Origin of the sequence: Chloroflexus sp. (assembly GCF_034431535.1) — a bacterium.
GTDB lineage: Bacteria > Chloroflexota > Chloroflexia > Chloroflexales > Chloroflexaceae > Chloroflexus.
In genome coordinates, this window is sequence record NZ_DAOUDC010000006.1 from 1 (window position 1) to 26,769 (window position 26,769).

Annotated in this window: 14 protein-coding genes and 1 pseudogene; 6 read left to right on the forward strand and 9 right to left on the reverse strand. The window is 60.3% G+C overall.

The window, feature by feature from the left end:
• Positions 1–80: 80 nt before the first annotated feature.
• From U9R61_RS01035 to U9R61_RS01060, 6 genes are all read left to right on the forward strand, one after another.
• Positions 81–929 (forward strand): class I SAM-dependent methyltransferase, encoded by an 849-nt coding sequence (locus U9R61_RS01035; protein ID WP_322486971.1) that lies wholly within the window; start codon positions 81–83, stop codon positions 927–929.
• Positions 926–2,581, forward strand: coding sequence for a polysaccharide biosynthesis C-terminal domain-containing protein (locus U9R61_RS01040; protein WP_322486972.1), 1,656 nt, complete (start codon positions 926–928; stop codon positions 2,579–2,581). Before U9R61_RS01035 ends, U9R61_RS01040 begins: the two co-directional genes overlap by 4 nt.
• 23 nt (positions 2,582–2,604) lie before the next feature.
• A complete protein-coding gene (locus U9R61_RS01045; protein WP_322486973.1) occupies positions 2,605–4,851 on the forward strand; it encodes a hypothetical protein in 2,247 nt (748 codons plus the stop codon).
• Positions 4,852–4,854: 3 nt separating this feature from the next.
• Positions 4,855–5,985, forward strand: coding sequence for a glycosyltransferase family 4 protein (locus tag U9R61_RS01050; protein WP_322486974.1), 1,131 nt, complete (start codon positions 4,855–4,857; stop codon positions 5,983–5,985).
• Positions 5,986–6,031: 46 nt separating this feature from the next.
• Complete coding sequence (locus U9R61_RS01055) at positions 6,032–7,237, forward strand: glycosyltransferase family 4 protein (RefSeq protein ID WP_322486975.1); 1,206 nt, start codon at positions 6,032–6,034, stop codon at positions 7,235–7,237.
• A gap of 731 nt (positions 7,238–7,968) precedes the next feature.
• Positions 7,969–19,437, forward strand: a complete 11,469-nt coding sequence (locus U9R61_RS01060; protein ID WP_322486976.1) for a LamG-like jellyroll fold domain-containing protein — start codon at positions 7,969–7,971, stop codon at positions 19,435–19,437.
• Positions 19,438–19,475: 38 nt separating this feature from the next.
• Here U9R61_RS01060 and U9R61_RS01065 read toward each other — a convergent pair whose 3' ends face one another.
• The 9 genes and pseudogenes from U9R61_RS01065 to U9R61_RS01105 all read right to left on the reverse strand — a co-directional run bounded on the left by U9R61_RS01065 (position 19,476) and on the right by U9R61_RS01105 (position 26,731).
• Positions 19,476–20,261, reverse strand: coding sequence for a sulfite exporter TauE/SafE family protein (locus U9R61_RS01065; RefSeq protein ID WP_322486977.1), 786 nt, complete (start codon positions 20,259–20,261; stop codon positions 19,476–19,478).
• Between the two features lie 989 nt (positions 20,262–21,250).
• Positions 21,251–21,763 (reverse strand): hypothetical protein, encoded by a 513-nt coding sequence (locus tag U9R61_RS01070; protein ID WP_322486978.1) that lies wholly within the window; start codon positions 21,761–21,763, stop codon positions 21,251–21,253.
• Between the two features lie 15 nt (positions 21,764–21,778).
• A complete protein-coding gene (locus U9R61_RS01075; RefSeq protein ID WP_322486979.1) occupies positions 21,779–22,351 on the reverse strand; it encodes a hypothetical protein in 573 nt (190 codons plus the stop codon).
• Positions 22,352–22,453: 102 nt separating this feature from the next.
• The gene (locus U9R61_RS01080; RefSeq protein ID WP_322486980.1) at positions 22,454–23,122 is read right to left on the reverse strand and encodes a hypothetical protein; all 669 of its coding nucleotides are present in this window, start codon (positions 23,120–23,122) and stop codon (positions 22,454–22,456) included.
• A gap of 523 nt (positions 23,123–23,645) precedes the next feature.
• Positions 23,646–23,966, reverse strand: coding sequence for a hypothetical protein (locus U9R61_RS01085; RefSeq protein WP_322486981.1), 321 nt, complete (start codon positions 23,964–23,966; stop codon positions 23,646–23,648).
• Positions 23,935–24,681 carry a dienelactone hydrolase family protein gene (locus U9R61_RS01090; protein WP_322486982.1) on the reverse strand — a complete coding sequence of 249 codons (747 nt, stop codon included), beginning with the start codon at positions 24,679–24,681 and terminating at the stop codon, positions 23,935–23,937. The genes U9R61_RS01085 and U9R61_RS01090 overlap by 32 nt, the downstream gene beginning before the upstream one ends.
• A 32-nt stretch (positions 24,682–24,713) precedes the next feature.
• Positions 24,714–25,097: pseudogene (locus U9R61_RS01095) on the reverse strand (type II toxin-antitoxin system death-on-curing family toxin).
• A 146-nt stretch (positions 25,098–25,243) separates the two neighbouring features.
• The gene (locus tag U9R61_RS01100) at positions 25,244–25,840 is read right to left on the reverse strand and encodes an MBL fold metallo-hydrolase (RefSeq protein ID WP_322486983.1); all 597 of its coding nucleotides are present in this window, start codon (positions 25,838–25,840) and stop codon (positions 25,244–25,246) included.
• Positions 25,841–25,948: 108 nt separating this feature from the next.
• A complete protein-coding gene (locus tag U9R61_RS01105) occupies positions 25,949–26,731 on the reverse strand; it encodes a class I SAM-dependent methyltransferase (RefSeq protein WP_322486984.1) in 783 nt (260 codons plus the stop codon).
• Positions 26,732–26,769: the final 38 nt, after the last annotated feature.

Genomic DNA, 26,769 nt, shown 5'->3' on the forward strand with positions numbered 1-26,769 from the left:
ACGGCAGCAAATATGGAGTGCGGTAGTTTGACTGCCGCACTCCCTGTGGCGCGTGGATTCAGGAGTGCAGATTGGACGCTATGACCACCGACATCGATCACCAACTCGCGGCAGCGATTGATCCGTGGCTGCAACATATGACGTGGCGGCGCGATTTTGCGGCGTGGCGCGAGCGCCGATTGCGCCAAGAGCGTTATCAAGATGAGCGTTTAGCGCAGGCGCGCGCGGCGATTGGCGAGTTGCGCGGCGCGCGGGTGCTTGACCTTGGTGCGGGGATGGGCGGGTTTGCGGTGGCGGCGGCGTTGGCCGGTGCGCGGGTGACGGCGTGCGAGTACAACCCGGCCTACTGCCGGATCATTCGCTTGCGCGCAGCGCGCTACAATCTGCGTTTCCCGATTGTCAACGCTGCCGGCGAATCACTGCCGTTGCCGAGCGCCGCGTTCGATCTGGTCGTCGCGTGGGATGTGCTCGAGCACGTGCAAGACCCGGTAGCGGTGTTACGCGAGATTGTGCGCGTGTTGCGGCCCGGCGGCCATGCCCTGATTACGGCGATCAACCGGCGAGCGTGGATCGATCCGCACTACCATATGCGCGGGATCAACTGGTTGCCGCGACCGGTGGCCGAGGCGCTGATCGAGCTGCGCGGGCGCACGAAGCGCGGTGCAGCCTTCCGCGATATGCAGCGGCTCAGCGAGATGCACTATTTTCACTACCACGAGCTGGTGCGGTTGTGCGAGCGGCTCGGCTTTGCCGTGACCGATCTGCGCGAGCAGGCGTTGCTGGCTGGCCAACTGCCGAGCCGGCGGCTATGGCGGCGGGCGGCGCGGTCGCTGTTGCGGCGGGTCGGGTTGGAGCGAGCGGCGTACCGCTGGCAGCGGAGCTTTTACACCGGCATGTTCGAGCTTGACCTGCGCAAGGAGGGCGCATGACGGCGCGGCGTCCTTCGCTGGCGACGCAAGTGTCGCAGGCGGTGTGGTGGAATACCCTCTTTGCACCGTTGCGCTTGCTGGCGGAAGTGCTGGCAACGCTGGTGAAGCTTAACCAGCTTTCGCAGGCGGCGTTCGGCTTGCTGGCGTTGGTGCGCGGGGCGAGCAATCTATTCGGTACGGCGCTCGATCTCGGCATTGCCCGCGCTTTGCCCAAATACATTCCCGAAACCGAACGGGCAGGCGGCGCGCGAGCGGCGCGGCGGCTCTTTTTGCTGGTTGCGACGCTGCAACTCGCGATCTTGCTGGTGATTGCTATCGGTTTGGCGTTGACACATCGCCAGATCGAGGGCTATTTGCAAGGCTTGCTCGGTGGCGAAGTGGCGGTCGAGGCGGCGGTGCGCGCCGAACTCAGCCAATTCGTGGCTGAGTTTCACGGGCTGATTATTGCCGCGATCGTGATCTTGCTCGGCTTGGGCGCTCTCTATGATCTGCTGATGGCGGTGCTGAGCAGCTTCTTCCACCAAAAGGCGTGGAACAGTATCGCATTAGCTGCCGGTCTGCTGCCGCAGGTCTTGGTGGTAGTGGCGATACTCGCTTTGCCCGACCGGTGGGATATCCTCGGTGTGTTGGTAGCGATGGTGGTGGCGCCGGCGATAGCGGTGGCACTGGCCGGTTGGCAGGTCTGGCGCTTGCAGGCCGGTATTGCACACGAGCCGGGATCGAGTGTATGGGCCGATGTGCGCGATGGACTACGTGATCTGCGACACGCATTGCCTCCCGGTTTCGTGCGCTACGCCGCCGTCTCGTACCTGATGACGGCGACCGATTTTATCGCGAGCTTTGAGTTTATCAATTTCTTTAACAGCGACATTCGTGATGTGTCGTTGCTCGCTGCCGGTGCGCTGTTGGTGCGCATGGCGCTTAGTTACCTCTACACGCCGATGGTGGGCGTGCAGGTGCCGTTGTTTGCGCGGGTGCGGCAAGGTGAAGGCGGCACCACCAACGGTGCGTACCAATCGTTGGTGCGCTTGCAGTTGCTGTTGATGGTTCCCGGCGGGGTAGGGTTGGTGTTGTTGGCCGGGCCGGGATTGCTGGTAATCAGCCCGCAGTACCTCGACGCAGCGCCGATTGTATGGGTGTTAACACCGTGTTTGTTTAGCGAGAGTATGCTCACCACGGCCCACAATGCACTGATGGTTCACGAGCGGCTCGGCACGGTGATTGCGGCCCGGCTGGTAGCATTGCTCACCGTAGTGGCGCTGGCGTTTTGGTTGCCGGCCCAATTCGGCTTGATCGGCATGGCGTTAACGTTTGGTTTGGCGCGGGTGGCAGCCGGCTTGTGGGCAACGCTGGTCGGGATGCGACTGCTCGGTTTACGCTGGCCGTGGCGCTTTACCCTACGGGTGAGCGCGGCGGCAGCGGTGATGGGTGTTGTTGTGAACGGTTTGCGTGAGGTTATCGTGCTGCCCGACGGTACCGTCGATCTGGTGTCACGTTTGGGGATCGCTCTCCAATTGGTGCTGTTGGCCGGGATCGGGGCGTTGATCTTTTTGTTGACACTACGCCTCCTTGGTGGGCTTGACCCGGCCGACCGCACACAAGTGCTGAAGTGGCGTTTGCCGTTGCAAGGTGTGATCCGACGATTGTTGTGATGGTTGCTCTGCCTTGAGGCGATATGCGTCAGTCGTCACTGACAACAAAAGATGGGCGTGTTCGGATGTGGATTACCATCAGTCACCGGTGGGAGAGGTTACCGACGACGTATAGGGTGCAGTTGGTGCGGGTATTAGCCGCCTATGTCACGGTCATTTTCTGTGTGGTTGGGTTCAATTGGCTGCTCGCCAACGCCGGTCAGCCGCAGACGATTGCTCCGGCGAGCGCTAGCCGTTGGTTACTGGCCGACTTGAACCGAGTCGAAGTGAGCGAGTGGGGTGATTTTCGTTGGACGGATGGGAATAGTCAGATTTGTGTGACCGATGTTGGCACGGCGCCGCGCAGTCTGGTAACGGTACGCTTGTCTGGTGCGTATGCCCGCGGTTTAGGTATTGAGATGGTTACGTTACAGGCCGGTATGGCAGAGCCGCTACAGGTGCCGCTGGGAGCCGCACTCCGTCGCTATACCCTCTTGACCGGCGCTGACCAGCAGCCGGGCGCCGACGTTTGTGTGACCATTCAGAGTGCGGTAGTGCGTGATCCGAATAATCCGCGCCGGTTGGGAGTGCCGTTCCACGGGCTAAGCGTGCTGCCGTTGGCAGCTGCCGGCACGGTAATTCCGGCGCCATTCGGCTTGCTTATTGGGCTGGCGCTCGCAGTCGGCTGGTTAGCGCTGCTTCAGTTGAGTGGAGTACCGCTCTTACTCGCAACCGGCATGGTCGTCGCGATCAGTAGCTTGATTACTTATACGCTGGTCGGTGGCCTCACACCGTTTGGAGCCGGTACGCTGCGCTGGGCATTGCCGATGGTGGTCGGGATATGGAGTGGCGTGATCGGTTTGGCGGTCGCCCGTCGTTTCTCGTTGCGACGACCATGGCTAGGCGAGCTGACGGTCATCCTCTTTTGGAGCGGTGCGTTACTCGGTGCATTCTGGTTGTTGCAACGGATTAGTGGGCATAGCGGAGTGTGGCCGCTCAAATCGCGGATCGATCCTTCACCAACGTGGTGGGTGATGGTGCCGATTGGGGGGGCAATCCTCTGGTTTGCGCTCGGTTGGCGATGGTTGGCGCGGCCATTGCAACCGGTGCCGGTAACCATCTACACCTTCATGGGTGCTCTTGTTTTGCCGGTAATGTTTGATATCGCTGTGCATGGGCTTGACGCGCCGATTGCTCTCTTTCGCGATAGCCCCTACGAATACCTGCGCGACACACCGTATGTGGCCGGCGATCCAATTGGGTTTATGACCAACTTCGAGACCATTGCCCCGATGTTATCCGTGCATGGTAGCACCCACCCACCGGGAGCTATCCTATTTTTGTGGCTGATCGAGCAGGTGTTTGGGCCGGGGCCGGTAGCGACGAGTTGGCTCACCATTGGCTTGACGGCGCTTATACCACTCGTCGCAGTTTGGTTAGGATGGCGGCTTGGCGGTGGTCAATTGGCGTTGGCCGCCGGTATTATTGCCGTGGTGATGCCGGGCCAGATGATCTATGGCGTCACCTCACTTGATGGCGTATTCAGCCTCTTGATCGCGATTGGTGCTGCTGCCTTCTTCCTCGCGTTAGAACCGCCATATCGGCTATGGTTAGCCGTGGTTGCCGGTCTCAGTATTGCCGCCGCGCTCTTTATGACCTATGCCACAACCCAACTCTTTTTCTTTGGAGTAGCAGTGGCAGCATTCGCATTGGCGCGCCATCGGCAGATATACGGTTGGCGGATGGCACTGCTTATGATTATTCGTCAAGGCGCAGTTGCTGCCGGTGTCATTATATTGATCTATCTGGTGATCTTCCTGATGACCGGCTTTAACGTGATTACTGCTGCGCGCACCGCCACTCAGATCAACGGCGAGATGATGGAACGGTTTCGCGAGTACGGTCAGCCACCGACTCCCTTCCTACCACCGAGCTACGACTATTATCTCCGATTTGCTGCTGCCAATCTCGTCTCGTACCTTGTCTTTCTCACACCATGGATACTCGCGGCACTCAGTGCGCTCTATCTCCGGGCAAGAGCCGAACGTTGGCAACCAATGTGGGCAGCACTCCTCGGTTCGCTCGGTGCATTAGTGCTAGGTATGTGGCTCAGCGGCCTATTCAATCGCGAAGTTGAACGAATCTGGATGTTTACCTATCCGCTAGCAGCGGTTGTGACGGCCTATTATCTGATGAACGGGACGATTGATCGGCGACGATTAATCGTCTGCGTCGGCTTGACGTTAACCTTCGTGGTCATTATCAAACTGACGCTGTACACCATCTGGTAAGCGATGCGGATTGCGCTTTACAATCTCACGACCACCACCAAAATCGGCGGCGTCGAGAGTTTTGTATGGGATTTGGCGCGCGAATTGGTGAAACGCGGCCATTCGGTAGATATTCTGGGTGGGGTGGGAACACGGCGCGAGAACACCGGGGCGCGAGTCTTCACCTTTCCCTTCATCTCACGCCAGTTTTGGCAGGCTCTACCGCCGCTACGTCGGGCGTATGCCGAAGCGAAACTGCTCGAACGGCTAACGATGGCGATTGCAGCCTTACCGACACTAGTGCGCGGCAACTACCAGCTCATTCACTTACAAAAACCCTACGATCTCTTGCCGGCACTTCTCGCCCGGCGATTGAGCGGGGCCAAGGTCATTCTCGGCTGTCATGGCGAAGATTTCTACCGTGGTGACCGCTGGCTGGCGCGACATGTTGACGCCGCTGTCTCGTGCTCGCGGTTCAATGCGCAGACTATCGCCGGGCGCTACGGGTTCACGCCAGAAGTTGTCTTCAACGGGATCGATACTGATCTCTTTCACCCGCAACCACCCGACCCCGCCCTGCGCGCGCGACTAGGTGTGCCGGCAACTGCGCCGCTGCTGCTCTTTGTTGGACGTTTGCAGCCATGGAAAGGAGTAGAGACGGCCATTCGTGCGTTATCGTACATTCCGCAGGCCCACCTCATCATTGCCGGCGATGGTGAAGATCGGGCGCGGCTAGCCGCTATCGCCAACGAACTCGACTTGAACGAACGGGTGCAGTTTTGGGGCAATGTTTCGCGTCTGCAACTACCGGCGCTCTACGCATCGGTTGATCTGCTGGTCGCCACCAGCTATGCCAGCGAAACCTTCGGGATCGGGCCGGTTGAAGCACAGGCGTGTGGGTTGCCGGTGGTGGCTACCCGGTTTGGCGGCTTCCCAGAAGTGGTGGCCGAGGGTCAGACCGGCTTGCTGGTACCGCCGCGCGATCCGGCGGCGCTGGCGGCGGCAGTCAACGAGCTGCTCGCCGATCCGGGCCGGCGCGCGGCGATGGCCGCAGCGGCCCCGGCGTGGGCAGCGCAATTTGCGTGGCCGGCGGTGGTGGATCGGATTGAGGCGGTGTATCGGGCAGTGGTGGGGGAGACCGTAAGGGCGCGGTAGGGACGCACGGCTATGCGCCCCTTCCGAATTACGTTTGGAAAACATCATGCGCGTTCTGATTATCGGTTTGGGCGGCGTGAGCCGCGCGTTCCGCAATTGGCCCGAACGTACCCTCGGCCAAGCACTCGTCGCTGCCGGTCATGAAGTAATGGCGCTGACCTATTGGCAGCCCGACCAACCACAGCTTGGGTTAGGTGAACGTAGCGAAACGATTGACGGCATCGTAGTGCGGCGGGTGAAGCCAGAACTCTGGCCGGGACACGAAACGGTTGCGGCGTTAGAGTCGATGCCGTTGCCCGATGTCGCCCATGTCATCCACCCGCGCAACGTGTTGGCCTTGCAAGCGGTGCGCTGGCTGCATCGGCGTGGGGTACCGGTCGTGTGGACGTGGCTCGGCCCATACCATGATCGTTGGCTGGTGGCCGACCGGGAACGGCCCTACGAATCGGCGATCCACCCCGAACGGCTCATCTACACCGTGCCGCAACTGCTCAAACGCGGCCTGCGCGACTGGCGGTGGCGCGATCATTGGCGTAATTACGCGATTCATCGCCCGTTGCGCGATGTGGCGGCGTTCATCCCCTGCTCGCAGCACGAAGCGCAGGTCTTACGCGAACTGGGTTTTACGCAGCCGATGACAGTTGTGCCGTTATGGCTCGACATGGCATTTATGGAGGGGCCGGCGCCGCCGTTGGCCGCCACCTTCACCCTGCCGATCATTCCCTACATCGGCCAGCTCACGCCGCGCAAAGGCTACGACGTGCTGGTAGCGGCGATGCCGGCGATCATTGCCCGCTACCCGCAGGCCAGTTTCGTCTTTGTCACCCACAACCCGGCCCAACGGGCCGAACTGCAACGGCTGGCCGGCGAGCTTGGCGTGGCGGCCAATATCCATTTTCTCGGCACGCTGAGCGAAGAGCAGAAATTAGCCCTCTTGCGGGCTAGCGCCGTCTTGCCGTTTCCCTCGCGCTACGAAGGGTTTGGCTTGCCGGTGTTGGAAGGGATGGCCGCAGGAGTGCCGGTCATCAGCACCAACATCCCGGTGATTAACGAACTGATTCGTGATGGCGAGGATGGTCTTCTGATCCCGTACAACGATGCGGCTGCGCTAGCCACCGTCATTCTCCGCCTCCTCGATGATCATGCGCTGCGGTCACGGATTATCGCCGGCGGGAGGACGGCGGTGTGCGAACGATTTGCGCCAGAGCGGTTGGTGAGGCAGGTGATCGAGGCGTATCAAGGGGTGGTGTAAAGGGTTTTGCGTAGCTGCTCGGTCGCTTTAGGGAATAGCCACGAAGCTATGGAGTGCAGCAGTTTGACTGCCGCACTCCATAGAGGGAAAGCGGGCGAACCCGTAGTTATGTGTTACCGTAGGGAGCGCAGAGAACGCGGGGGAGTGGGTTTCACTCCTGCGCCCCCTCGCTCGCCGGTTGTCATTGCGAGCCGCCGGAGGCGGCGAAGGCATCTCCTGCTTCAGCGGAAGCTGTACCTGCACGCCGTTGGTTTGCGCTGAAGGGGGAGATTGCTTCGGGCGCTGCGCGCCCTCGCAATGACAGGAGGGGTGTGCTCTCGCAATGACAGGGGCTGCGCGCGCCTCGTAATGACAGGAGGGGTGCGGCAGTTGGACTGCCGCACTACATAGTTAGAAGCGCCGGATCGCCGGCGCTTGTAATGTTTTTGTTACGCTAAACTTGTACACTGGCGGACAAAGAATCTCATCGTCAAAGGACACCGTTTGCCCCAATTCGATCCGGCGCTGCCGCTAGCGAATACCGAAATGTACCCTCAATCGTGTCCTCTGCGCGCTGTGTGCAGATAGTCTGCGCCTCTGCGAGGTGCGGCCACCGGATAACGAACCGGTACGTCTCTGTCTCCTCTACCGGCGCGCACCTGCTCTCGGTATGGCCAAAACATTGTTTTGCTAGCTCGTCGCTCTCTCATCGCTCTGTTTCGCCGTCACTCGATGTTTTGGAGGACCTCGCTATGCGCCAGCCACGCCGTTTTGCGCTCTTTGCGTCTGTTGTGTCGATTGCGTTGATCGTCCTGTTTCTGCTGTTGATGGTTGTGCGGTTGTATCCGGCGGCGAACCCGGATCCGATCCGGGCCGCGTGGCAGCGCGCGCTGAGCGCCGGCAGCTACCGGTTTGACGCTACGGCGACGATCATTGCTGACCCGGTTGCTTCGCCGGTGAATGCCGGTCAACCTCCTGACCAGCACGAAATCTATCTGCAAGGCAAGGCTGATCTGCCGGCTGAGACGACTGAGCTGCGGTTGTGGACGCAGGGTGGGAATGTGCAGACCGGTGAGGGCAGCGTGATGCTGCGTATTGTCGCCGGGCAGACGTGGGTGCGCCAAGGTGAGGGGGCATGGGAAGAGTACAGCGGTTTTGGCGATCTGTTTGCGCCCGGCGGTGATGTATTGGGGTATTTGAATGCGGTGCGTGATGTGCAGCCGTTGGGCGAGGAGCAGATAGCTGGGCGCACGGTGACGCGCTATGCCTTCCAGATCGATGCGATGGCGCTCGAGCGCTATCTACGCGAACGCCAGCAGGCGGCGTTGCGGCAGGCGAACCGGTTGCCGCCGGGGGTTGAGTTGCGTCCGGCGGATGAGTATCACCGGCTGCGGGGCAGCGGTGAGCTGTGGCTAGCTGCTGATGGCTTGCCGGCGCGCCAAGTGTTGCATGTGATCTTGCCGGCTAGTGGCGATCAGCCGGCTAGCCGCGCGCAGGTGACCATGGATTTTGCCGAGTTTGGCCCGTTGCCGCCGGGGATGCCGTTGTTCTGGCAGCAGTGGTTGGGAGCGTTGCGCGGGGCGAGCGATGCGGCCTTGCCGGTGGTAGGCGCGCTCTTGACGGGGTTGGGTGCCATGACTCTCCTGATCCGCTGGCGCGGTTCGCGCCGGTTGGCGGGCGGTTTAGCGGCGGCGCTGATTGTAGCGCTGGTGGGCGGCCCGCTGCTGACGGCGCAGCGGGTTGATGCGGCCCAGACCGAGCTGGCTGCGCAAACGGCTTATCACCGCCAACCCCAAGCTGAGCTAGACCGCTCTCAAGCGGTTGAAGCGTCGTTGCCGCCTGCTGTGGCGGCGGCGCGGCTGCTATCTGATGTGTGGTTGAGCGCGGCGCGCGGCCATGCGACGATCGATAGCGATGGCGATGGCCTCAGCGACGCGCAAGAGGCGTTGCTGGGCACCAATCCGCAGGCGGCTGCCGATGGCCCGGCGCGGCTGACGGCGCTTACCACGCAGGCGGCGACGGCGTTCACCAGCGCGCCAGCGGCGCTGGTTGATGATGGCCGCGATAGCGATGGCGATGGCTTGACCGACTTCCAAGAGAAGTTTCTCGGCACGAACCCGTTCGATCCCGATACCGACGGTGATGGCTTGAGCGATTTTGCCGAGGCGGTGGGCTTCACCTATGCCTCCCGCGATTGGCGGCTCGACCCGTTAGCGCAAGATACCAACCGCGATGGCGTGCTCGATAGTCTTGAGGTGGGCCGGAGCGGCAATTTGCTGGTGGCGCGCGATAGCGATGGCGATGGCATTCCCGATGTGTTTGACTACGATGACGATAACGATGGCGTGCCCGACCGGCTCGATCTCTCGCCGTTGACCCACTCGGCGGATCGCGGCGCCTTTCGCGGCGATCGGGCGCTCTGGCTGCGCTTCGATAATCTGACGGCCAACCAGTTGGTAGCGGTTGATATTCAGGTGCGCACGCAAAACGCGCGCCACTTGTGGTATGCGCAGAGCCGGTTCGATTGGCCTAACGATAGCGCCGGGCAAGTGCAGGATCGCAACGGCACGACCGATGATATCCAACTGCTGCCGTTGCTGGAAATTTCGATCCCGGCCAATTCGTTTGCGACGCTGCCGCCGTATACCGACAACGGCAACGGTAACCTCTCGTCGCCGCTGCTCAGCGCGCAAGGCATTACCTTGCGCCAGTCTGACGCCAACACCATCGTCGCGTATGTGCCGCTCAGCCTTGTCACCGATGGCCAGACCGGCGAACGGGTAGCTTTTGCGGGCCGGATGCTCTATCGGGGGGCGCCGGCGTGGGGCAATGCTCACCGTGTGCGCTTGGTGTGGGCCGTGCAGATGAAGAATGACGTTGATGGCTTCGATCAACCCGGCCTGATCCACGTTTACGATAATGACCCATGGCTAATGACCGGCATGCAAGTGCGCGAAGACCATGGCGTGGCCGGCGCGTTGGTAGTGGCCGATCCGCAGGCGCAGGGAGACGCAGTGGCCCGCGATGACGCGCTCTTGGCCCTGACGAACGGTCTGAACCAGAGCTTTATGCGCGCCCGGGCCGATCTCTCGCCGGCGACGATTGCGAACCGTTTCCACCGTTTGAGCAATGGCAGCGTGCCGGTCCAAGAACGTTGGGATTTGCCGAATATCTTCCTCGCCAGCGCGTATACCCGCAGCGATACGCTCAGCATGGCTCGTGACGCGGCTACGCTCAACCGCAATCTGCTGGCGCAGATCCCGGTCCTGCACCAGCCGTTGATCCTCCATCTGCGCAGCGAGACCTTCCGCGCGCTCAATTTTGACAGCTTGGGCAACAATGCCACGTGGTCGGATACCGTCTTGACCATGAATTTGGCGACCAGCGGCGAGAATGCAGTGTTGGTGCAGACCGCCAATTACCTGAGCATGACTGGCTATGAGTTTTCCGGCGGCGATTGGCGCACCTTGTCGCCAGAGCAGACGGTGCAACGCTTTATCGATCGCCATCGCGGGCAGACCAGCGCCGATGAAGAGACGCGCGAAGGCCAGCTTGTGTTGTTGCGCAATTATCTTGCCGTGCTGATCCAAGGCGTGATGGCGTTGGCGGCCAATGGCGAACAGCGACCGCTGGTTGGGTTTGCAGCTCCTGATGCCTCGCTGGCCCAGATTAACACTGCTTTGGCTGCCCAAGGGGTCGGTGCGCTCAAGCATGCACTTGCGGCGCTAGGGCCGGCGCAGGGGTCGGATACCAATTCGGTGCTGAAGATGATCGGCGGCGTGGTGAAGGGGCTGGCGATTAGCTCGGTGCGCGGCGCAGCCGCGGCTTGGGCGGTTTCGAGCCGGTTCATGACCAGCTTTAAGGCGAAGGCCGGCGATGCCATCTACGGTGCGATCGCTAGCGCACTGGTAGCTGGCTTGATCTTAGCGGCGACAGCCCACCTCGGCCAGTTTTCACCCGAACTGAACCGCTGGCTGTTGGCCGGCGGCATGGAATTGGTTGCCCATGTCACCTCATCGGTGGCGACGATTGTTAAAAACGGCATTGATCTTGCCTTGATCGCCAAATTCGGCTTGCAGAAGATAACGGCGGCTTCGGCGGCGCTCACGATCTTTGTGGGCGGGGTGTTGGTCGTGGCGACGATTGGCTTGGCGATCTATGAAGCGATCTCGAACCAATTGTCGGGCGTGGCGCTAGCCCAACTGATCATCGCGACGGTCTTGCAGGTCGCGTGGATCGTGTTCTTGACGGCACTGACCTTTATCCCCAAAGTCGGCTTTATTATTGTGGCCGTCATTACCATTCTCGACGCGGTGCTGTCGGTGATACTCTCGCTGATTTTAGGCCGCGCGACGTCGTTCTCGTCGTGGCTGTTCCAGCAGATCGCGCGTTTTATCGTGGACGAATCGCGCTATTTGACGGTGCGCCCAACGGTAGGCGGCACGAGTTTGGGGCTGGTCAATCCGGCGGCAGGTATGACCGCGTGGAACCCGCTCCGCTTTAGTGCGACTATTTACCCGAATCTGGCGTGGAATCCGAACCGGATCGGAAATCGTTGGTTTGGTAACCCGTGGAATGACTGGCAAGCCCGCCAGCGCGTCTCTGGCGCGGCGTCCGTGGCCACGCACGAGCAGAATCTCGCGGTCTGGCCCAGTTGGCCGCCGATCCAAGACTCATATCCGCGTTCGGTTGATTTTTCCTTCCCAGCGGGGATCAACCGCTCGACGGCGCTGTGGATGAACACGGCCTTCAATCTGCCGTATAAGCGCTGTATTTTCCTCTGGTGCGGCGCGTATGATGATGTGCAACGCTATAACTCGCGCTTGGCCGATAGCGTGGTCTTCGATGTCTTCCCGTCGACGCTCGATGAGTTTGTGCGCATGGATTGGGGCGGCAACATCGCCTTTTCGCCGCTGCCCGACGCTGACTTTGATAGCCTCCGCCGCGAAGTCGATCCCAACGAGAGTTCGTGGGATGCCGACGGCGATGGTTTGAGCGACGCCTTTGAGCTCCAGCGCGCCAACGAAGGGATGCGCTTTAATCCGCGGCTGGCCGATACCGATGGCGATGGCTTGAGCGATCTGGTTGAGGCGCGCTGGGGCACTGACCCGACCCGCACTGATACCGATGGCGACGGGCTGAGTGATGCCCAAGAGGTGAACGGCCAGTTGGTGACGGTGAGCGGGCAGCTCTTGCTGATCCGCACTAGTCCGCTGGCGGCTGATTCGCGCGGTGATGGCATTTCTGATGCAGCGTGGCTTAATCAAGGTGGATCGGTGGCGGCGCGTTCGCGTCTGGGCGCGTGGCCGCTCGCGACGACCTTTACTGACTCGTTTGGCGGGATGGCGTTTGGCTGTCTGGCGGGAGCCTGTCCTGCCGCTGGAGTGACGGTGGCCGGACGCACCGGCACGAGTTTCGATGGCAATCAGTTTCTAGTCATCAGTGATGAGCGGTTCCGCATGGCGGATGAGATGACCTTTGCGGTTTGGATCTATCCCACCGCTAACGCCAACGGCATGCTGATCAACCGTGAAGGTGAGTATGAGGTTGCGCGCTTCCCTGATGGTACCATCCAGTGGGCCTTTGCCAACGCCAATCCCGGCTGGACGTGGATCAACACCGGCGCGGTGGCGCCGCTCAATCAGTGGACGCACGTGGCGGTGACGTATAACCGCGGCGTGGTGACCACCTATCTCAACGGCGCGGCGGTGCATACTTACCACGGGGCGGGCGCGATCGGCGATGTCGATTGGTCGCAGAACGAGCTGCGGTTGGGGGATCGCCAATATATCCCGCAACGGTTTGTGGGGGTGATGGCCCATGCCCGCCTGTTCACCCGCGCGCTGCCGGCGGCTGAGGTCAGCGCCCAACCGAATTTGGCGGCGTTGGCGGCGACGGAGTTGGCGAGTACGCCGGCGACACTGGTCGCGCCGCAAGCGCCGCTGGGCGTCTTCCCCGTTGTGAACGATGAAAACCTTGTTGTGCGGCCCGGCCAGTCGCTGGTCTACACCGTCACCTTGCGCTATCTGCCGCCTGATGGCCGCCCGCTGCGCGGCGCGGTCTGGTTGAATACGCCGCTGACCAGTTTCCCGGCCCAGTCGTTCGAGTTGCTGCCGGGGCAGGAACAGAGCTTTGTCACCAATCTGACTATCCCGGCTGGCACACCTGAAGGACCGTTCGTGCTCGACGCGATCGCGCAGTACAGTTTGGGCGGCAACCCGACGGCGCGTTGGGTGCAACCGGCCTTTGCCGAGCGGGCCGGCACCGATGTGAGCGCGCTCGCAGTAGCGACTGTTCCCGGTGCCGCTGCGCCCTACGCGCTGGTGACGGCTAGCGGCGGGCAAGTGCAGTTCTTTGCTGCCCAACCCGATAGCCTGCCGGCCCCACTGAACGTGGCTAGCGGGACGCAACCGGCAGTGGCTTGCCAGAGCGGCGCCTGTTTGGTGGCATGGCAGAGTGGCGGCGCAATCCGGATGGCGCGCGTGGCTGGCGCGACAGTCTCGCCGCCGGTGACGCTCGGTAACGGGACAGCGCCGGCGGTGGCGAGCAACGGTAACGGGTTTGTGGTAGCGTGGCTCGACAGCGGGATAGTGCGCGCCCAGCGCGTCGCCGCGAATGGCACGGTCGCCGGGTCGGTGCTGGCGCTCGATAGCAATGCGCAGGCTGGCAGCGCGGTGACAGCCGTTGCCGCCGGTACGAACTATCTGATTACCTACGAACGCGGAGCGGCGTCACAACGCGATATTTGGCTGGTGCGGATCGATGATGGCGGCGCGACTGCGCCGGCGCAAATCACCGCCACCCCCGCCGATGAAACCAAACCGGCGTTGGCCTATAGTACTGCTTTCGGACGGGCTTTGCTGGTCTATCTGCGCAACGGCTCGGTGATGGGCCGCTTGCTGTCCGGGACGGCGGCGCTCGATGAATCGCCGCTGCTCTCGGATGGCGATGCGAGTTTGACGAGTCCAACCGTGGCTGCCGCCGCCGATCACTTTGTGGTCGCCGCCGGCGCGCGAATCGCCAATCGCGCCCATCTGCTCTATCAAGCGGTTGATGGCCAGAACCGGCTGTTGGGCAGTCCGCAACGCTTTGCGTGGCTGGTTGACGCGCCTGCTGGCGTCAGCGCGGCGCTGGCGTGCGCCAGCGGCCAGCCGTGCGTCGTGGCGCCGGCGGGGTTGAGCGGCGGCGGAATCCAGATTGGGACGGTACAGGCCCAGCTTGTGGGTGAAGAGTCGGGCTTGCTCGATAGCGGGACGTTTCCGGTACCGTTACGGTTGGTGGTTGACAACACGTCGCCGGTGGCCAGCATCCTTTCGCTGGTCAATGGCAGCTACGTGCCGGCAGCCAACGTGAATAGCGGTCTGGTGGTGAGCGGGCTGATTACCGATACCAATCCGATCGAGCAGGTTGAAATCAGCTTGAACAGTGGCGCGTGGCAGACGGCGTCGCCGGGGGCAACGTGGGCTGCCACGATCGATGTGGGCAGCCTGCCGGAAGGCTCACATACGCTGCGTGTGCGCGCTCGCGATGCTGCCGGCAATCAAGGTGCGCCGAGTGCATCGGTAACATTCCGTGTTGATCGCACACCGCCAACATTGACCTTGGCACCTGATATCCCAACGTCAATCGTGCGTCCGACCCTCGATGCCAATGGCGGTTGGGTTTTTCCCTTCGCCGGGACACTGAACGATGCCGCCAGTGGTAGTGCGCAACTCACGCTGGAGTTGCTGCCGGCTAGCGCCGATGCGGTGACGAGTCTTGCCCAAGAGGTGACGGCAACCGGGGATGCGTGGCAGCACAACTACCGTCTCACCACTGGCGGCGGGCTTGATGGCCGGGTAACGCCGCCGACCGGTGTGTATACAGTTACATTGCGCGCCATCGATCTGGTCGGCAATGTCCGCACCGTCGAGCGGCCTACTTTGCTGAGGCTTGATGCGACGCCGCCTACCATTGCGTTGGCAACCGATCCCGGTGAGCAGATCACAACCTCTCTGACCTTAACCGGTGTAGTGACCGACACCGGTTCGGTGGCGAGCGGGGTGCAGACGCTGGTAGCGGCGTGGGTACCGCTTGAGCAGGCCGATGCGCTAGCTGGCGCGGCGGTGCGGTTGCCGTTTGATGAACCGGTAGGCAGCGAAGCGTTCGCCAATGCGGTGGATGCGGCGCTGATCGCGACGTGTAGCGGCGCAAATTGCCCCCAGGTGATCGCCAGTGGCCGGGTGGGGCAAGGGGTCACGCTCAGCGGCGCGCAAACGCTCACCATCGCTGACCGGCTCGGTGATCGTAACCGATTCAGCGTCGCAGCGTGGATCAACGGCACAGGCAGGGTGTTCGAGCGCGGCCAAGCCGGTCAGCCCGGTTACGTCGAACTTACGACTACCGGTGCTCAACTACGTGGCGATAGCGGGTCTTGTGCGGTTACTTTCACACTAGCCGGCACGGGTTGGCAACATCTGGCCTTGACCTACGATGGTTCCACCCTGGCCGTTTACGGTGATGGTGCGGTAGTGACGAACACTCCTTGTGTCGCCGGCACATTACCTGCCGCCGAAGCGCGGCTGGGTGGGTTTGCCGGCCAGCTCGATGAGGTCTATCTATACGGCTACGCGTTCGCTGCCGATGAAGTCGCGCATCTGCGCGCAGCGGCGGATCTCACGTGGCAGAACGTCACGCTCGCCACACCCGGTGCCGCCGCTAGTACGTGGAGTCTGCCCGTCCCGAACACGCTCGACGGGATGTATGCGCTCGCCATACGCGCCACCGACGCGCTTGGCAATCGCACCGTTGATCCGGCGGGGGTGATTGTCTGGCGGGGCATGGTCGATCTGCGCGCGCCGCAGGTCTCCATCACTGTGATGCAGCAGGGCAGCGGCACACTGGCGCGTACTACCATCACCTGCCAAGCCCGTGACATCAATCTCGCCAGCGCAACGCTGGTCTGCCCGCCCCCCAGCGGCACGATCCTCGAACAGACTGACACCCTCGTCTATTACCAGCCCCCGGCGTGGCGCCGGCTCAGCGACGAGGTGCGGCTGCTGCACGGGCGCGATGTGACCTACGTGGTCAATGGCCATATCACCTATACCAGCACCGCGACGGCCCAAGACACGCTGGGCCGCGCCGGCAGCGGTACGCCGCAGCCGGTCACGCCACCTGCGCCGGTGGTCGATCTGCTCGTTACCTCGCCAACCGGCAATATGTTCACGACACTTGGCACAATCACAATTGCCGGCAATGCGCGGGCCGATGCCGGTTTGAGCCGAGTGCGAGTGTTGGTGAATAGCAGCTTGATCTTCGAGCAGATGTGGTCTGGCGAACTGACCGGCTCCTTCTCGACCACGTGGACGCCGCCGGCAGAGGGTCGCTACGCGCTGGAAGTGCAAGTCACCGATACGAGCAATCGTCTCGCTACCCGCCAGATGACCCTCTTTGTCGATACGGCAGCGCCTACTGCACTTGGTTTTGCCACCGCGACCATAACCTCAGCCAATACCTTCAGCGATACGCTGGCGCTGCCGATTCAAGTGACCGATACCGGTGTGATCACGAATGTGCAAGCCTCGTTCGATGGCGTGACGTGGATCGATGCCGCTCCCGATCTGGCTATGAGCGGGCGCTGGTGGGCGCCGCTCAACCAGCCGGCTAACGACCTCGATAACTGGTCGTTCACGATGGATCTGCGGGCGACCGATGCAGCCGGGCGGACGATCACGGCCACAGCGCAGCCGATGGTGGTTGATGTCCGCCCGCCGGCGGCGCAGACGGCGACGTTGCGTGTGATCGGCGGCGCAACGTTGAACGAAGGCGATGCCGTGCGTACCGCCGGCGCCGGTTTGCGGATGGAATGGGGGGCAGGCAGCGACAACGCCGGCCCGGTCACCTTCCGCGCCGGTTGGAGCACCGACCGCGAGCCGAATCTGGCCGCTCTTAGCACGTATGGGGCTGGCCCCGGCAGCCACGATCTGCCTATGCCACCCGAAGGCAGCATCCTCTATGCGCATTTGGTACAGCAAGACGCCAACGGCAACCAACGCATCCAGACCTTTGGCCCGATCATCTACGACACGCCGCTCACGCCTGATGCCGTGTCGCAAACCAGTTTGACGATGCCGGAACGGACGATTGCCACTGGCTGGCGCGATGGATCGTGTGCGTTGGTTGGTCAAAACAGCGCCTTGGCTCGCCGCGCCAGCGAACTGGCTGCAACCCGCGACGTGCAACGTCTCTATGCGAGCTGGGACGATCGGGCGCTGCGGGTGGCATGGCGCGGCGCTATCTGGGGGGCAAGCGAGGATTTGTACCTCTACCTCGACACCGCTACCGGCGGCGCGCCGGCGGTCTATACGCAAGGGATGTCAGCCGGCCAGCCCGATCTGCGCTTCCCCGACGGTTTTGCCCCCGACTACCTGCTGCGGATCGATGAAGCGCAGACCATCAGTCTGTTGCGTTGGAATGGCGCGGCGTGGGTGGCGATGAGCGGCGCATGGCAGGTGTGGGTTGACGCTGCCCAACCCGATCTGTTCGAGGCCTACCTGCCGTTTGCGGTGCTTAATATCACGAGCCCGGCCACGACGCAGGCGCGTATGCTGGCCTACGCCACCGAAGAAGACAGCCTGCGCACGTGGGCAGTGATGCCGGCCAACAACCCGCTCACCAGTCCGCGGGTGCTCAATAGCCGCAGCAGCGAAGCGATTACCAATCAGATCGCGCTCACCAACGTGATCACGTGGGCCAATCTCGGCCCCGGCCTGTGCCCCGGCGCAGGGCAGGTCGTGGCTGATGTGCGGTTCCGCATCACGGCCACCCCGGTGGGATCGATCTACTCAATCTTCACCGACGAGCTGATCGACGCGCAGGGCCAGCTTCTCGACACCAATAACCACGTGTCAAGTACCGGCTTGGATGAAATCGACAACGAACATCCACCGTTATTTGACGGCCAGGTTATCACCTACACGATCCACTACGAAAATGTCGGGGAAGCGCCAGCCGAAAACGTGCAGGCATGGATCGTCAACTGGGGTTCGCTGCGGCTGCCGGGAGGCAACCTTGTGATTGGATCGGGCGGGACACCCTACTACGAACAGTTCATCACCTTGGGAACCATCGCCCCCAACACCAGCGGCACTGCCACCTTTACCGGCGTGGTCGATCGCCAGATTGCCCGCGACGCGGGCGAAGACGAAGACTGGGCCACGGTGGACATCTCCTTCCACGATGATGCCACCGGTCTCGACGATGCACTCGACTGGTTCTTCGTTGACCATCCGGTTGACATCGCGCCGCCGGAGTATGTCGCGATCTACGATCCGGTCGCCTATGTGAAACCCGGTCTGGTCACGGTGTCCGGCGTGGCGTGGGACGAATCGGACGTGCCGCAGATTCAGATCGAGACGCGGGTGGGTACGGCTGCCCCCGCGATCACCACCTGCGCTGACCCCACCCCCGACGATGGCGAGGGGCAGTGTACGGTCAATATCGGCAATCCAGCCGATGGAACACCGGTGACGATGCGAGTTCGTGCCACCGATGCCGGCAGCCAAACTAGTGCCTGGAGTGATCCGGTTGATCTGGTTGTGGATGCTAATCTCCCCAATCTGATCTTGAGCGATGGCAGCGAAGCGCGCTTGGGAATGGGATCGGTAAGCGTGGGCACGTTGCAACTAGAGGGCCGGGTGCAAGACGACCGTGCTGCGTGGGCGGTAGAAATCTGTGTCGATCAGCAGGATGGGCGCGGCTTTCAGTGCGAAGAGGTGTGGGTTGACGAGGACGACAATTGGAGCTACGCCCTGCCTATTCGCGAGGGGGTTGTGCAAGCTGCGCAGCGCGTGCGGCTGACACCGATTGACCTTGCCGGCAATCGCGGCCCGGCCCGCCAATTCGACTACGTGATCGACACGGTTGCGCCAACTATCACCGGCGGGTTGTTGCCACCCGCCGCGCCGCTGCCGGCAGGGAACGTCTTGATCGGCGGCACGTATGCCGACGCGGTGGGGGTTACGGCCATCACCGTGCGCGTGGAACGGCCCGATGGGTTGGTTGAAAACGGGGCCGCCGATCTGCAAGGCAACCAGTGGCGCTACGTCGCGGCGTTGAGCGTACCCGGCCCGCACCGCATCTACATCACGACCCGCGACGCCGCCGGCAACACGCGCATGATCGGACCATTGCCGCTCAACGGGCCGAACCGCGTCTTTATGCCGGTGATTTTCCGGTAGACCTCACACCAGCCTAGCGACGGTCACGGAGGCCGTCGCTAGGCTTTCCCATGCGACAACAACTTCAGCGCCGACACGAACAAGATCACGCCTAGCAACACGTGCAACAACGCATTCGGCACAAACGGCAATAATGAACTGCCAATCAACGCGCCAACAATCGAACCGGTGGCCATCCAGCCGATAAAGCCGCGTTCGGCGCGTAGTTCGTGGAGTTTGCCTTGGCGGTAATATTTGGTCAAGCCGATCATGATCGTCGGAATGCTAATCGCCAGACTCAACGTGCCGGCGATCTTGATGCTGATGGCGAAGACCAGCATAATCGTGGGAATAATCATCTCGCCGCCGGCCACCCCCAGCATACTGCTAAAGATGCCGATCACAATCCCAGCCGCAAATCCGGTGATCGTGCGCAGCCAAACGGGCAAAGATAGGCTGCCCAACCCTTCGATAAAGGTATGGCCGATCAGAATAAAGCTCAACACCAACAAAAAAATCACTACCACCAGCTTCAATGCTCGTTCGTTAATCCGCAGCGCGAAATTGGCGCCGGCATACGCACCCAATAACGAACCGGCCAAAATATTGAGAATCACATCGACATGAGCAGTGATCAGATCAAGATTCACCAACCCAGTCCGAAAGATAAACGAAAAGATCACCGTCACCAAACTGACCACCAGATTAATCACAATCGCTTGCAACGTGCGATACTTGAAGATGCTGGCCAGCACCGGCAACCGGAACTCAGCCCCTCCCAATCCAATCAACCCGCCGAGGACAGCGATGATCGCTCCCCAGCCAAACGCCGCCGCCTGAGACATGCCATGCTCCTTCGCAATAATATAGACGGTTTACGAGCTGTGCGCTGATTATACGCGACGTTACTGCATTGTGCGCCATCGGCGGAGAGTGTCAGATGATGAGCTTGGAAGGAGCTTGCTCTTGGGGTTCAAGGGCGGATAGTACACACGAGCGTAGATGTAGTCGATGGCGTTGAGATGCGCCGGTGTCCCTCATCTCCAGCCTCTCTCACAAGCGCGGGTTCAAGGGCGGACAGAACCCATGAACGCAGATGTGGTTGATGGCTTTACGATGTGTCGTTTCACCCTCATCCCCAGCCCCTCTCCCGCTAGCGCGGGAGAGGGGGGCAGAGCTAAGTTTTGAGGCATTGCACAAAGCGCGGGAGAGGGGAGTGCAGCGCCAAGCGTTGAGGCATCACACAGCGATCAACGGTTGTGGGCGATCAAATGTTCTGTTCGTTCCTCAACTCTTGGGGTGACGGATCAACGATGGCAAGGCTACGCCGCGCAGATGCACAATCTCCCTAGCGCGCGCTGACCAGCGCCGTGCTGGGCATGCGGGGGTATCGTGACAAGACAGATCGCGACACAACACCCAAACAAGATCATGAGAGTGTGGTAGGGGTGGTCGCGGCACTGGCAATAGGTGGTTTGCAGCCAAATCATACAGTAGCGCATCATCGCATTCGCCTAGCCGCTGTCTGGCAGCAAACTGGTCTGCTGCGCTCCGCTTCATCGATACGCCTCTAGCGCGGTTGAAAACTGAGTCGCTATCTGCGGTTCACCCATGTCCAGTCGGAAACAATCGCGCGCCGAGAGCGGTTGTGAAACGAGATAGAGCGGCCCCGCGACTATAATTAGGGCCGCACCTGCTGCTGGCACGATAGTACCGAAGATGATATGCATCTGCGGTGAACTTGCTGAAGGCAACGTTACACAACCTAGCGCGCCGTAACTATGCCAGACGGCGGGTAAGGGCAGTCATAGGCATTCCTTTCACGGCCATCCGGCTACTCTTGCACATGCACGATAAACTGAGGCCGGAGCGGGATGGTGTGGATTGTCCGTGGGTCAGGCGCACAAAACGCCTTGAACGTGCCACTGCCAGCCATGCTGCCCCGCAGCTTCAACAGATAGATCGCAACGCATCGTCTACCGGCTGGAATGCCGCACTGCTGAGCCGATACTGTATGCGCCGTGATCCATATCCAGCGTTGGCCATCGAGCTCGCGCTGCTCGATCGTTGGCGTGAAGCGATGGGCCTTACCGGCGAGAATGACCTGTGCATCCTCGGCCACGATGACAGACGCCTCGACGACGTGAACTAAATCGGTTGCAATCGCCGGCCCGGTCAGCTCTAAGCGCGGATCGTTGAACGCGCCGATCGGGCCGTGTAGTTCAAAGGCGATAACCGTCTCGCTCCCGGCAGCCAGCGCGATTGCTTTGGTCTGAACATGCCGATACGAGTATTTCTGTTCGACACGGCCACCTGTCTGCTGGTCGGGGAGCGAGCGCAGATACACGAGTTGCTGATTTGGCTACGGGGTAGTTTGCAAGTCTTGAGCGATGCGCGCCAAGAGCGGGTACGCCAACCCAACGATCTGGCTTAGTCGCCTCAGCAAGGCGTCTGCCATCAATAGACCGTGAGCAGTTACAGACTCAACCTCGGCCAGCGCAACCGTCCGCGCAAACCATGTGCTCCACGCTGTCGCTCGTTGCTGTGGCATCCATTTGCGCAATCTTCCCGGCAGCATACCGCGTCGTGACACATAGGTGTCGACTTGCTTGCCATCCTGAAACGACAGAAACGCGAAACCATCGCTATCCCAAACCGAGGTGAGCAGCACCGGGCCGGTGGCGGCGGCTGAGAACTGTTTACCCCACGCGATGGTCTCTGCGCTGATCACGGGCGGGTTAGCGAGGTCAAAGTAACTGATCCATGGCGGCTCGGCGATGGCGATCAGGGTGCGTTCGGCGTCCTCAGCGCGGGCCACTGGCTCAAAGCCAAGTCGCTGGGCCGCTGCGACAGCCAGTGCTACCGCTTGGTGTGGCAACGAGTCGCTAGCGGTGTCACGCGCGTAAACGTGGAAGCTCAGACAGGTTAAGCCCATACTATTGATGCGATGATCGCTGCCCTCGTACCGATAGGTGCTGTGATGGCGAGTTGCTTTGTGGATACCATACCACCACGGCAAGCGACATGGGCAGCATTGTTACGGGCAATTTTGGTACGGCGTGATCGGGACGGTCAGCGAATCAGGCCCCCACGCGATAGCGAAGGGAATGGTCACGGTCATATCAGCACACACGATCGTGATCGTTTCGGCGCCAGTGCTGCCCATGATCACATCAACGGTGCGGCCATCCGGGCTAAACGTTAACTCATACGTCAGCGGCCCGCTTACATCCGCGATCGCACAGCGACCGGCGGCGCCACTGCCGGAATAAGGCGCTTTCCCTGACACGTAGAGGCTGTCAGGCGGCAGCGTGAACTGAAATGCCCCTGAGCCGCTGGCTTGCAACCGTTCCGCCGTGAACATCATCTCAAACGTGCCGTCCCACGGCCCGCGGAAGCCGGCGCAGGTGTGCGCTGCTCCATGGATCGTGGCGAAACCGCTCGCGACTTCATGGGTAAACTCGAAAGCGTAGCCTTTTCCCGCCGGGGAGCTGGTAGCGGTGGAGAACGTGCCGCCGATTGGAGTAGGGGTAGGAGTAGCGGTGGCCGTCACGGCCGGCACGAGCGTGGCGGTAAGTGATGGCATAACGGTGGGGGTAGGCGTGCTGGTGGGCGCTTGGGTGACGGTGGGTGTGGGAGCGATGGTAGTGGCCGGGCCGCAAGCGACGAAGAGGATACTCGCCAGAATCAACCATGCGCGTTTCATCGCAGATCCTCCTTTCGCGTAGTGATGGGCTCGGTTGGAGCCGTCGTTGCGCCGGTTGTAAACTTCCCTGCGCGCTATCGCAATAGGTGTATCCTCATGATGCTGGGAGCGATATGAAAGTGTTGAGTTGCGTTGGGTAAACTTGCGAGGTTGATTAGTTGAAATTTGGAACTGTTGTCATTGAACGTAGTATTGTGCTGGTGGATACGATCCTTCAATACGATCATATCACTATCTTCTAATGAAAGAAAGATGTTTAAGGATAGTTTCGTGAATGACAATTAACTTCTTGATAAAAAGGTTAAGATAGAATCGACGTGTTCATAGAGAAATACCAAGTAGCGGCGCAGTTTCAGGTGCGCATGTGGATTGAGCAGCAAACTGATAGTGCAAAGGGGTATACACCCAAGAGGTGCGCTATCGGCAGGGTGGGCAGAGAGATATGCTCGCCAACTCGAACCATTGCTGGCAAAGTCGTCCTGTATACTCAGGATGCAACCCTGCGCACGGGGTTATCGGTAGTTTACCAATTGAGGAAAATAACAACCACAAACAACAGAATGGGCGGGATCAGCAAAGCGGCCAAAATGGCGGCGAGCTTATCGTTGCGGCGAGCGTAGGCGATCCATGCGCCGATCGACATCACCAAGGGGTAGATGGGGTAGCCGTAGAAGGCAATTAACCACAGCGGCACCGTTCCCTCTGGGTTCTCTGCCACTAACGAGATAAATGCGCCGGGCAGCCAGATCAACAGAATTGAGACCAGCGCCAGCAGTTGCGTAACGAGTAATCCGATCAGTACCAATGGCCGGTTACTGTTTGATGGCTTGATCGTTTCGGTCACAAACCCACCTCCTCTGCAAAACATAATGCGATGACCACCAAGTTGCACCTTTTGCAACGCAGATATTGTAACAGAATATGGATATTTTTGAGCGGATGGAGTGATTGGTGCGTTTCGCGGTGGCACTGTTCGCGCAAACCGCATGCTCTATCGCTGCGAGAAATGCCAGAACTCTGCTGAGGAGGAGGGCGGTTGCTCCAGCGTCATAAACTGGCAGCGAACTGTCCATAAACAGATGTTGATTGCCCGGATACAGCAACAGTTCGCCATACACAGCTTGGGCAATGAGGTCGCGCGCCGCTTCGCTATCGCCGTCGCCAACGAAGATCGGATCGGCCTCTATGGCATAGATTGGCACTGGCAGGTGCGGCGGCCACGCTAGACCAAACGCGGCGACCGGCGTACACGAACTAACAAACAGCGCCCCGCGCGCGCCAAAGCGGGTTTGGGCCGGCTTTTGGGCCGGTAGCACGCCCAGCGCGAATCCGGCGTAGACCAAGTCTCGCGGCAGCGTTTGCACGGCTTGCTCGCCGCGCATCATCGCCTCAGCAACACCCAATCCGTTTACGAATTTCATCCCTTGCGCGAGGTCATTGAAGATATGGCCAGCGAAGAGATCCAGCGTATGGACGATGTGCCCGGCCTTGCGGAGGTCATCGGCGAGGCCGAACAACACCGCCACTAGGGTTATTTCGAGCTCATCAATGACTCCCAAATTCAAATACTGCTGGATGGCCTTATATTAGCTCATCCTCTTTGTTCAATATGAGAGTTCAACCAGTACGTAAAGGCATCGCGTGTTAGATCGCTTGAGGCAACTTGCAGGATCACTTTTTCTTGTTTATCTACGGTTGCACTAATTTCAAACCCATTTAACACAAGAAATGTTTCCATAGCGGTGTGTGTTGTTCGCTTGTTACCATCGATAGGCGGGTGATTTTGAATCAGCGAAAAGCCGAGCGCAGCAGCCTTCTCGACTATTGTCGGGTAAAGTTCTTCTCCGCCAAAGGTTATGCGTGGCTATGCTCCTGCCGACTCTAAGGCAGCAAAATCACGAATACCAATGCCGTCCGACAGTTGCATCACTCGACGATAAATTTCTAAAATCTGGCGAACGTTCAGATAACGCATCACGCTAGCCGCCGGTAGAGTTCAGCATTCTTCTGCAAGATATATGCTAACGCTTGTTGGAATGCTTTGTCAGGTCGATTCAGCAACTCTTCGATACTGATGCGGAGGAACTCTTCAGGGTTGATCTGAAACTACACAGCGATTTCTTACAATTTCTGCCATATCGGGCCGTGGGCAGGGTACACGCGGCGCGCCCCTTTGGATCTGAGGAGTTGCCAGCTCGCGAGTGCAACGGGATTATCGAACGCCATCGCTTCCGGTGGAAGATCGCCGGTAAACGCTGAACCATTATCAAGCAGCAGCGAGACGCAATGCTCGGTATGGCCGGGTGTGGCCAGGATTTCGCCGCCAATGCCAATCTGGCGCAAGAGTTGGCGGCTCTGCGCGAACGAGATGATGACGTTGCCGTGCTCTGTTATCTCAACATAGTGATCGCTTGGTTTCGTATATCGTTTCATAAGCGGAATGGCCGGCGCCTGAACATCAAGCACAAGCAGGGGAACGCCTTCGCGTTTCAATTCTTCGGCAAGGCCGGCATGGTCAATGTGATAGTGGGTGGCGAGCGCGTAGCGAATTTCGCGCAGCGGCACCCCCATCTTCCTGAGATGCGCCTTCATCATGCCGAGCGTTCCCGGATAGCCGATATCGACTAGCAGGCGTGAAGCGCCTGCGCTGACAACCCAGTAGTTAGTTGAGCGGTAGCCAACGTTGACAATCGTGATCGGCGCTGGTGGATTTGGCATCGGCTTGAGGCCTCCGATTCGGTTGGGTTGTGTGCGGGTATGATGCTACTGCTTGGCCTTTGAGCGAGGCAGATGTTGTCGCTTGCCCAGTAATGTTGGGCAGCGCCTTTATGCAACCAACGGCTTGTGTCCCATCACTGTAAACAACCGATCTTCCGGTTTGGCAGCATCACTTGTAAACCCGCTCAACAAGCGCACATGCTGGAAACCGGCTCGTTCAAATAACGCGCGCGCTTGCGATTGGCTGTACGAGCGAGTTGCTGGTGAGCGGCGATACAAGGCTTCCTCAACCACATGACCAGCAATGATCTTTTGATAGACATCCTCTGTATGCTCGCTGTCGCTCACCGGATCGAACCAAGTACGCGCCACTCTGCGAAACGCGACGCCGTCCGCTGCTCGAACGGCGGTTTGCTCATCTTCCGACGTAAGCGGTTCACCTGCTTGCCACAGCGTCATGAAGGATGCGACAATGACGCTACCCGGCAACATGTGTTCATAGAGCCGAGCCATAACCTGCTCCACTGCCGCCAAGTCAGTGATTAACTGCAATGAACTTGATGGCACGAGAATAGTCTGATATCTGCGCGGAAGCGCTAAGCATTCCAAATATTGCTCGTATAATACCGGCTGTAAGTGCAGTTGGTCTGCTTTATGCCGGCAGATAGCCAACATCTCTGGCGAATTGTCAACGCCATCAATATCAATCCCTTGCTGCATATAATCTAACAATAATCGTCCAGTGCCGCAGCCCACATCGAGCACTGGTTGGCCGTACTGCCGGATAACGGCAAGGTAGAAATGGCGGTCTGCCCAGTTCGCTGTGTCGTTACGCAGCACATCCCATGCTTCCGCCATGAGGCCGCGATATTCGTATGCAGGTAGATTCACAGTGCTTCCTTATGCTTAGCTAGTGTCCGGCGATGTTA